9 protein-coding genes are annotated in these 9,633 nt (G+C 40.2%); 7 read left to right on the top strand and 2 right to left on the bottom strand.

The genetic code is table 11. From position 1 onward, the window contains the following. Window positions 1-160: 160 nt before the first annotated feature. From BN35_RS11920 to BN35_RS11905, 4 genes are all read left to right on the top strand, one after another. Window positions 161-2,353 (top strand): hypothetical protein, encoded by a 2,193-nt coding sequence (locus tag BN35_RS11920; protein ID WP_044071559.1) that lies wholly within the window; start codon window positions 161-163, stop codon window positions 2,351-2,353. Beyond that, the gene (locus BN35_RS11915; RefSeq protein ID WP_025073120.1) at window positions 2,353-2,925 is read left to right on the top strand and encodes a DUF4112 domain-containing protein; all 573 of its coding nucleotides are present in this window, start codon (window positions 2,353-2,355) and stop codon (window positions 2,923-2,925) included. Before BN35_RS11920 ends, BN35_RS11915 begins: the two co-directional genes overlap by 1 nt. A 390-nt stretch (window positions 2,926-3,315) precedes the next feature. Beyond that, window positions 3,316-4,173: an HNH/ENDO VII family nuclease gene (locus BN35_RS14225; protein WP_248616688.1), complete on the top strand. Its 858-nt coding sequence runs from the start codon at window positions 3,316-3,318 to the stop codon at window positions 4,171-4,173. Window positions 4,174-4,251: 78 nt separating this feature from the next. Continuing rightward, window positions 4,252-5,196 (top strand): helix-turn-helix transcriptional regulator, encoded by a 945-nt coding sequence (locus BN35_RS11905; protein WP_025073123.1) that lies wholly within the window; start codon window positions 4,252-4,254, stop codon window positions 5,194-5,196. Window positions 5,197-5,295: 99 nt separating this feature from the next. On the opposite strand, the gene lptB is transcribed toward BN35_RS11905, so the two are convergent. Both lptB and BN35_RS11895 read right to left on the bottom strand, forming a co-directional pair. Beyond that, window positions 5,296-6,114 (bottom strand): LPS export ABC transporter ATP-binding protein, encoded by an 819-nt coding sequence (lptB, locus tag BN35_RS11900; RefSeq protein ID WP_025073124.1) that lies wholly within the window; start codon window positions 6,112-6,114, stop codon window positions 5,296-5,298. 151 nt (window positions 6,115-6,265) lie between these two features. Beyond that, window positions 6,266-6,787, bottom strand: coding sequence for a methylated-DNA--[protein]-cysteine S-methyltransferase (locus BN35_RS11895; protein WP_025073125.1), 522 nt, complete (start codon window positions 6,785-6,787; stop codon window positions 6,266-6,268). A gap of 260 nt (window positions 6,788-7,047) precedes the next feature. Between BN35_RS11895 and BN35_RS11890 the strand changes: the two genes are divergently transcribed. From BN35_RS11890 to BN35_RS11880, 3 genes are read left to right on the top strand one after another with little or no spacing between them, the layout of a single operon-like run. Beyond that, window positions 7,048-7,803, top strand: a complete 756-nt coding sequence (locus BN35_RS11890) for an MlaE family ABC transporter permease (protein WP_028901313.1) — start codon at window positions 7,048-7,050, stop codon at window positions 7,801-7,803. A gap of 30 nt (window positions 7,804-7,833) precedes the next feature. Further along, window positions 7,834-8,595 carry an ABC transporter ATP-binding protein gene (locus BN35_RS11885; protein ID WP_025073126.1) on the top strand — a complete coding sequence of 254 codons (762 nt, stop codon included), beginning with the start codon at window positions 7,834-7,836 and terminating at the stop codon, window positions 8,593-8,595. A 44-nt stretch (window positions 8,596-8,639) separates the two neighbouring features. Beyond that, entirely contained in the window at window positions 8,640-9,560 is a 921-nt protein-coding gene (locus BN35_RS11880; protein WP_028901314.1) for an RsiV family protein, read from the top strand. The last annotated feature ends 73 nt before the right edge of the window (window positions 9,561-9,633 follow it).

The following is a 9,633-nucleotide window of genomic DNA, read 5'->3' as shown; positions in this document are numbered from 1 at the left end:
CAATATTGACCATGATATTAAGGTACATTATAGCTGTAGCACTCAAAAAGGAATAAAGGAAAAAAAGCAGGAAAGGCAATATGGAAAGTATATTTTTTTCAAAGCCTACAGAACAAGATATAATAATCTGGGATGTCACATTAAAAAATAGAATATTGATATGGATACAAAAAAGTTATACAAAGAAATCAAGAAGATAGCAGAGGAACAACAAAGAGATAGCAGTGTCATGTCTCGGGCAGACTTAGCATACGAGTTAAAACAATTTGGCATTCAAGGAGATTCATTAGAAATAAACAAGCTGGTGTATGACGCATATGTGTATTACAAAGAAAGTCCTGTCATCAGAGATGCATTTGTTGAGATGAGTTCTAATGTCCCAATTGTGTCAACGTACAAATTGCACAGTGCTTTGGGGCAAGGCAATTATGATGGTGTAAAAACCTTAATGCAACAAACTTTAGACAAAACTGCACAGTCACTCACAACGTTGGACAACCATATTTTTGAAAACATGACAGAGCAGGCTGTCAAGGTAGCCGCTGGCATGATGAATGTTGTTACTGGTAACAGTGCCGTTGTGAAGATACAAAAAGAAGCAAATGTACTTTTTGACCGCTATACAGGAATGGTAAACGGCTATGAAGTTGCAAAGAATGAAATAGAAACACTGACAAAGAACTTTGTCTATCTCAGGGATGAGATAGTATCCATTTATAGAAACTACGCTGCACAGCTCATAGATATCTTTGGAGATAGTATTAAAAGTGTTGAGCCAGAATTATTTGACTTTGATGCCATAGAATGGATGAATGTTCAAGGGATGCTGAAAAATACACAACTGGAATACAGCAGGTTGTCTGAATCGTGTACAAACTTGATGGCATCCATTTCAGAAAATTTCAATGTTGCACTTCAGAAAGCAGCAGGTCAGTACAGGTCTGTTAATAACAAAGGAGTTGGACTTGCCTTGGTGGGATTGAATTTACTGAGTCATTACACAAATTCAATGGCAAATGCTGCTAATTTGAAAATTGACTTGCAAAAATTCAAAAACAATATCCATAAGGATGGTACGGTCATCAAAACCGACTTGATGCGATTAATGAGTATCTATAAGGCTATGAACGATGTGAATATTCCACGAGCAAATGCTTTTTATCGTTTTTGCGAGAAAGTATTGAATCAGGAATTTAAGAATTTAATAGATTCATTGTACGATACGCCAGAACTTAAAAAGCTGAAAGAAGAACGCAATGTATTATTTGATAATTATAAACAGTTTGAAAATTTGGTTGTCGATCACCAAATGAGCATCGACAACTATAAGGCTATCATAGAAGACAATAGGCAACTGGTGAAGAATTTGCAAGATGACTACCAATGTGCTATGTCATCTAAGCCAAGCAAGCCATCGGCTTTTATCAACTTCTTGACCTTTGGAAGCAAAGGGAAATCTTTCAGTAGAGATATGTTCGAATGGCAGCAACAATATAAGCCTACCATTGAAAAATATCAAAACCTCCAAGTAGATATAAAACTCTATCAAGAAGATTTGGAGTCTCACCAAAAAGCTCTGAAAGAAATCGAACAAGATTATTTGTCGAAGAAGGATGAATTACAAGCACTTAACACGCAGATAAGGCAAGCCATATCTGCATCAAAGGAGGTGAAAATAAAGGTGTCAGAGTCGCTGACAGACATCGTTGGACTCTTGCGGTTAGCTCGTGAGATAGCCAACACAAAGCTGTCAGATTTACAAATGAAAGCAATCAAAGCACCTGACTTGCATGAAATAACTGTCCCAGAGAGTGTGAAGAATGGTATAAGCACATTAACTTCTGTTCTAAAGGTCGGCTTGGAAACAGCTGTAGATAATGTATCCACTGTTGGCATGGAAACATTGGAACAGATGCAAAACAGCAAAGATGAAAGAAATCAAATGGCTATTGATACTTCAAATGCACAGGATATAGTGAAATTACAATCTAAGGAAGTCAGTATTGACAAGCTGGATATTGCCCAGGTAAATGCAGAGGCAATACAAACCGTTGCAGGAATAGCCAATTTGTTTGAATCATACTCAAACTTGCTCGCCATGAAGCAACAAAGTGCCATTGCGTTAGAGCAATATGATGCCAATATGAAGAGCCTGCAGGATCAATTCAAGCAAATAACAAATGGAGTTGACGACAAAGCTACTCTCTTAAGAAATTCGCTGAAGAACATCAATTTGGCAAAAGATGCCAAGCAACTCAAAAGCGCATTGCTTTCTCTCTCGGATGGAGACATCAACCTGTCTGAAGACGATATTGATAACTTTTTGAATGGTAACAAAAAAATAGTATTATAATGGCAAATAACAGAAGACAAGCCGCAAAAGACGAACTCGGATTTGTGGATAAAGAAGAAGAAATCGTAGTGTCAGAGGCTTTAGATAAGGAAGCTTTAAGAAGACAAGAGAAGGAAGAAAGAAGACAGGAACTGCTGGAGTCTGATTCTTACCAAGTTATAAGTACAATTGCTAAATGGGCTGACAAATATTTTTTGGATCCTATCATAGGATTCTTCCCCGTGGTAGGTGACACTATTAGTGCCGCATTTGGATTACCATTTATTTATTTTGCGCTTACTAAAGTTAGATCCATTCCGTTAGCTTTAGCTGTTACTTACAATTATCTCGTTGATTTACTTTTAGGATGTATTCCCTTTTTTATTGGCGACGTTATTGATTTCTTTCATAGGGCGCACATCAAAAATATGCAACTTATCACTCATTTCGTGGATGATGATAAAGAAGCAATAAAGGAAGTTAATGCAAAAGCCATTAGGGTGGCTATCTTAATCGTTTTACTGTGTTATCTTATTTATAAAGTGGTCGGCTGGATAAATATGTTTGCCGATTGGGTTGCATCATTCTTTTAAAGCTAATTCCTTTGAATGACAATAATGAAAATTGATGTTTCAACGTTTTTAAAACTTTGCCATACAAAATAAATCTCCCACAGGTTGCAGTATGGCAGGCGAAGGTTATGAAATTTTTAACATCATAATAAAAGTAAGAAAAAAATAGAACAAATGAATACAATTTCAGGTATGGGCTTTTATGAATACCTTAACAAATTCATCATTGGCATATTATGTCTTTTTCCTTTCGTTAATATAAATGATTTAGGAAAAAATGAATTCGAATCCGTCTTTTTCTTTATTTTTGCATTTATTGTAGGAAATATCTTTCAGGCTGTTATACACTCACTAACTAAACGGTATCTTCGGTTAAATAAAGAGGAGTTGACAAAAGCGTATAAAAAAGTGATGAAGGATAAAACTGTACCAGAAGACATTCAGGATGAATATGTCAATGCGTACTATCGAATTGCAGAAAAGAGCCTTCTCCTTAATATACCTACCCTTGAAGCTCTTGAAAACTTTATGCGCAATTTACCATTCATCCTATTCTTATATTTGGTGATAACGCTTGCAGATAGTGTTTATATTCCTTTCTTTGTATTCAATACACGCTATGAGCTTTCTATTTTTCTGGCGATAGCTATTATTGGTTCTATTTTTCTAAGATGTTATTACCAAGAGGAGATATATAGATTAGTGTGGGAAGCTGATAAGTTTTTACAAGAAAAAAAAGTAACGATGGAAAAATATATAAGTTTAACTAAGGAACACCAGGCGCAGATTGCGCATCAAACAGGGTGGAGTGATAACGTAATCAGCCATATTCGTTCTATGGAGGAGGCAGCCATTTATATGAAAGCAGGACTGGTGGAACGGAATATTGGTGGACGGGTGGCTCTTATACGAGAGGATATTAACTGGAGCGACTACAGCATTAGGCGTAACACATGGCTGAAAAAATATTTGGCAGACTGGGATAAATGGGCTGAATATAACAATGCCGACTTGATAGGTGAGGGATTCCCTCCTCGTGATGCCAATGGTGACCCGTATGAGTTGCACCATATCGGTCAGGAGCAAGACTCGCCTTTTGCCGAACTCACATGGAATGAACACATGGGCGATGGGAATAACCCCATATTGCATACGTCTCGTGAATCTAAAATTTACAGAGACCAATTCGACAAAGAGAAGTCCCTTTATTGGCAGGCACGCTTCAAGGCCTTTACTCAACACGAACTCAATAAAATCTATCAGAAATAACGCAAAGCGACGACCATTGCATCAGTTCTATAATAATGCTCTGCAGTGGTTTCTTTGTAATCCTTCACACATACACACATGGATGGACGACTGCGTGCCTATTTATGGCTGATTGACATACTGCGCCAAAAGCGAATGACGTTGGCGGAGATTAAGCAAAGGTGGTCTGCATCTTCATATAATGTGGATCATGGTGAATTGACTGACCGCACGTTTCATCGTTATCGAGAGAATATTGCTACAGAGTTGGGGGTGTATATTGAGTGTAACAAGAAAGCAGGGAATGTGTACTATATCAAGGAGTCGATTTACGATAATGCAAATGTCGTGGACTGGCTGCTGAGTACGTTTCGTATCTCGGAAATGGCACAAAGAGTGAGGCAGCATGATAAGATTATGTTGGAAAATCCTCCGCAAGATACATTATACATGAACCAACTCTTAGACTGTATTGATGAAAATAAATATGTAAGGGTGTCGTACAAAAATGCTTACGGCGTTGAAAGTACATTTATCTTGGCTCCTCTTTTTGTTCGACTTTTCAGACAGCGTTGGTATCTTATCGGACGTGATAAAAAGAATGGGGATGTCAGAATCTTGGCGGTCAATCGTTTGTTGGAGTTTGAAAAGTTGGACGTGAAGGTGCGTAAGGAGAAGCCTCTGACGCCCGATGAATTCTTTGCCGACTGCTTCGGCATCATGAAAGATCCTCGTAAAAAGGCAGAGCATATTCGTTTACGAGCATTTTGGCCACAATATGTCTTTTTGGAAGAAACGCCCTTGCATCATTCTCAGCGCATGGTAAAAGATTCGGGCGATGGCGAATATAGAGAATACGAGTTGTATGTTCAACCAACCTTCGATTTTAAGCAAGAATTGCTGAAGAATAGCAGGGCTCTGATTGTTTTAGAACCTCAATCTCTGAAAAACGAGATGATTGCCATCCTGAAAGATATGTTGAAAGGGTATGAAACGGGCGAAGATTATAGCGGTGAGGGGAAAGGATATGATGCGGATAAGTAAGGAACTATCTCAGCCCTTGCCTCTCTGTGAAAGGGAGAGGAGTAGTTGGCTCGTGATAACAAATCAATCTTCTTCCTTCTGAAGAAAGAGGATAGTTGCTTATTCCTCTCTTGCCCTTCGTTCTTCGTCAATGAGTTGGAAATCTTTTTTGCGGAGGATGAAGTTGCTACCTAAGTATTTTTCTCGTACGATTTTGTTGTTCGCTAACTCTTCTGGCGTGCCGTGGAAAAGGATTTTTCCCTCGAATAGCAGATAGGCGCGATCCGTAATGGTTAAGGTCTCTTGCACGTTATGGTCGGTAATAAGAATACCGATATTATGGTATTTGAGTCGCCACACAATATGTTGAATATCTTCTACGGCAATGGGGTCTACACCTGCAAAGGGTTCATCCAACATGATGAACTTAGGATTGATCGCCAAACAGCGAGCTATCTCTGTACGTCGACGCTCACCTCCAGAGAGTTGGTCGCCTTTGTTCTTCCGCACCTTGTTCAGTCTAAATTCTGTAATCAAGCTTTCCAATCTCTCCATTTGTTCTTTCTTAGAGAGTTTTGTCATTTCCAAAACAGAAAGGATGTTATCTTCCACACTCATTTTTCTAAACACACTGGCTTCTTGTGGCAAGTAGCCAATGCCTGCCTGTGCACGTTTATAGACGGGATAGTCGGTAATCTCTTGCTCGTTTAGATAGACATGACCCTCGTTGGGAATTACCAGACCTGTGGTCATGTAAAACGATGTTGTCTTTCCAGCTCCATTGGGACCCAACAGTCCTACAATTTCCCCTTGGTGTACATCGTAGCTCACTTTGTCGGCAACGGTGCGCTTGCCATATCGTTTTACCAGTCCTTCAGTACGCAGCACCAAGCTTTCGCTTTCTTGTTGTGGCACTTCCGTTTCTATTTGATCATTCATGAATGCTGTATCTTGATTTTTACTCTTTTGCAAATTTACATAAAAATCGCGATATATAAGCCAGTGGGAATAAAAAACGGCAGTTTTAGTTACTTTGGCGGGAATTTATTTCAAAAAATTGTATTTCTTCATTGAACTTACGAGGAAATCTCTACTGATCCGGCAAGAACCTGTCGGTGTTTGCTTGCTCCAATTGCAGCAGCCACCGCTTTCTGTCTAAGCCTCCCGCATAGCCCGTGAGGCTTCCGTTGGTGCCGATAACCCGGTGACAGGGAATGATGATGGAGATGGGATTTCGTTCAACGGCACCACCCACCGCCTGGCTCGACATGCTTTTCACACCGTGTTGCCTGGCCCATTCCAAGGCAATGTGTTTGTAGGTGGTGGTTTCTCCATACGGAATGGTTAACAATAGCTGCCATACAGTCTGACGAAATGGCGTGTCGTTCAGCAGAAACGGGGGCATGAATGTAGGGTACTTGCCCTGAAAATAAACGTCGAGCCATGTGCGGGTTTCGTCAAAAATGGGGAGCGATGGATGTGAAGGTTGGTCACTTAGTGCATGGCCGAAGTACTTTTGTCCCTCAAACCACAGTCCTGTAAGTTGCTTGCCATTGCTGCTCATGGTGATGATTCCTAAGGGAGAGGTGTATGTGTCGGTATATTGTTCCATTCCGAATCGATGAGGTTGTTTTGCAAAGGTATGAAAAATAATCAAAAAAGAAAGGATGAAGTTCGCTTTATTCTGTTCGTAACATCAGGGCTGCCCTTTTAAGAACGTGAGGAAATGCTGATATCAAATGTTGTAAAATGATACAGATTGCCATTTACGAAGAAAAACAGTGACAATTCTCGTGGATAATATGGGGAATTTCGTTACTTTTGTACCAAGCTATGGGTTAGCGATCAAAGAACAGATTAAAAACGAGTAGAATTTTGGTAATAAAATTAATCATCACATATCTAATAACGTTCGGGAAGTACCTGTTGTTGATGGGGCGCACGTTCAGTCGTCCCGAGCGTATGCGCATGTTTTTTAAGCAATATATAAAAGAGATGTCGAAGTTAGGCGTTGACTCCATTCCGCTTGTATTGCTCATTTCTTTTTTCATCGGAGCCGTTATTTGTATTCAGATGAAAATCAATGTGCAGAGCCCGTGGATGCCTCGTTGGACAACAGGATATGTCACTCGTGAGATTTTCTTGTTGGAGTTTGCAAGTGCCTTTATGTGTTTGATACTTGCCGGGAAGATAGGGTCGAATATTGCCTCTGAATTAGGAACAATGCGCGTTACTCAACAAATCGACGCATTAGATATTATGGGCGTTAATCCAGCATGCTATCTCATCCTCCCCAAGATCATGGGGTTGATTACCATTATGCCTTTTTTGGTGGTTTTTAGTTCTGTGGCAGGAATGATAGGAGCTTATGCCACCGCCTATAGTGGGGTGCTTTCGCCAGCAGACCTGACCTTAGGACTTCAATATTCCTTTAATGTTTGGTTTGTTTGGATGAGTATTATTAAGAGCATTGTGTTTGCCTTTATCATTGCCAGTGTCTCCTCCTATTACGGTTTTTCTGTGGAGGGAGGCGCAGTTGCTGTCGGTGAGGCGTCAACCAATGCTGTTGTGAGTAGCTCCGTATTGGTGTTGTTTGCAGATGTATTCCTCACTCCTTTGCTGAGTTGAGTTTTTCAAAGTTTCTGAGTTGTTGAGTTTATGATAGAAGTAAAAAACTTATATAAATCATTTGGTGAGAAAGAAGTCTTGCAGAATATCAATACCACATTTGAGAACGGCAAGATAAATCTTATCATAGGACAAAGCGGTTCGGGCAAAACCGTTTTGATAAAAAATATTGTAGGTTTACTTGCCCCAGACTGCGGACAAGTGCTTTACGACGGTCGAGATTTTGTCTCCATGAGCAGGCGCGAACAAGTGGTGATGAGGCGAGAAATGGGAATGGTGTTTCAAAACTCTGCCCTTTTCGATTCTTTGTCCGTCCTTGAAAATGTGATGTTTCCTCTGGATATGTTTTCAACGAAGAATTATCGTGAGCGTGTGAAGCGTGCCCAGGAGTGTTTAGAGCGTGTCAACCTTTTGGATGCGCAAGCGAAATCGCCTGGCGAATTGTCGGGCGGCATGCAGAAACGAGTGGCAATTGCCCGTGCCATCGTGTTGAATCCTAAGTATCTTTTTTGTGACGAACCTAATTCCGGGCTCGACCCTAAAACCTCGTTGGTTATTGATGAGTTGCTATCGAGTATTACAACAGAGTTTAATATCACCACGATTATCAATACGCACGACATGAATTCTGTCATGGAGATTGGCGATCACATCACTTTCATCTACAAGGGAAAAGTGGAATGGAAGGGGAATAAAGCTGATGTTGTAAATTCAGACAACAAAAGGTTGAATGATTTGGTGTTTGCCTCCGATTTGTTCAAGAAAGTGAAGCAAGCCGAAAACGAGGAATAAGTTTGTAAAATGAGGCAAAGAAGTTTTATTGTTATTTATTCAAGGTGAAAAGTAACCGTGTCTTATTGGGATTGTGTATAGCTGTGCTTGCCTTTGTGGCTACCAGTTGCAACAACTCTGCGAAGAAAAACTGCCAAATGGCTGCGGTAGGTGACAGCATCGTGTCAGACACGGAAGACTCGTTGGTGTTTGTTACATTGCGCGACAGTGTGTTAAAAGATTCTGCTTACACGCACTCCCTTACATTTCAGTTCCCAGTCAGCGGTTCAAAGGGTGTGAGAGAGAGTATTGGGCGGTATCTATCTGAAAAACTTTCATATTTCTGTCCCACTATAAATATGACAAACGATGCCGAGGTTCGTGTTCACACCTATCGCGGTGATATCACAGACGGTAGGGGCTTGCTGTCCCATTATATGAAAGAATACACCACTGGGTTTGAAAATTTGACGAATGAATTTGGCATAAGGTCAGATATGCTCATGTTTCAAGAAGTCGTTGGCAGCGTGGTATGGGAATCTGACAAGGCTCTTACCTATTGCATTGCATTTGAAAACTTCTTGGGTGGGGCGCATGGTGAACACTTACAGAGTGCACGCACTTTTAGAAAAACCGACGGAAAAATGATACAACTCATTGATTCTACTCAACTTGACAGGATGCAGGCATTGATGTACGAAGGTCTTAAAGACTATTTAGGGCAAGATATTACGCCGAATTTCAACATGAAAGTTTCTGACATGCTGTTTGTAAAACGCATCCCCTTGCCTGCCGATCATCTTGTCATGAGGCAAAATGGTCTCTTTTTTCTTTATCAACTCGACGAGATAGCTGGCTATGTGTATGGCATGCCATGTTTTACGTTGCCGTATGATAAAGTGATGCCATTCATGACAGCAGAGGCTGTAGAGCTGATTCCACAACAAAAAAAACAAGAAAAACAGCCCTCAGGGAAAAGAAAATAAATGAAGATATAAGCATGCCTTTTATTTTCAATATCTGCTTAGTAACACAATGGCGATGGTTCGTGATTCTTGA

The sequence above is a fragment of the Hoylesella timonensis 4401737 = DSM 22865 = JCM 15640 genome (genome assembly GCF_000455445.1).
Classification (GTDB): domain Bacteria; phylum Bacteroidota; class Bacteroidia; order Bacteroidales; family Bacteroidaceae; genus Prevotella; species Prevotella timonensis.
This window is presented reverse-complemented; position numbering and strand designations above follow the sequence as displayed.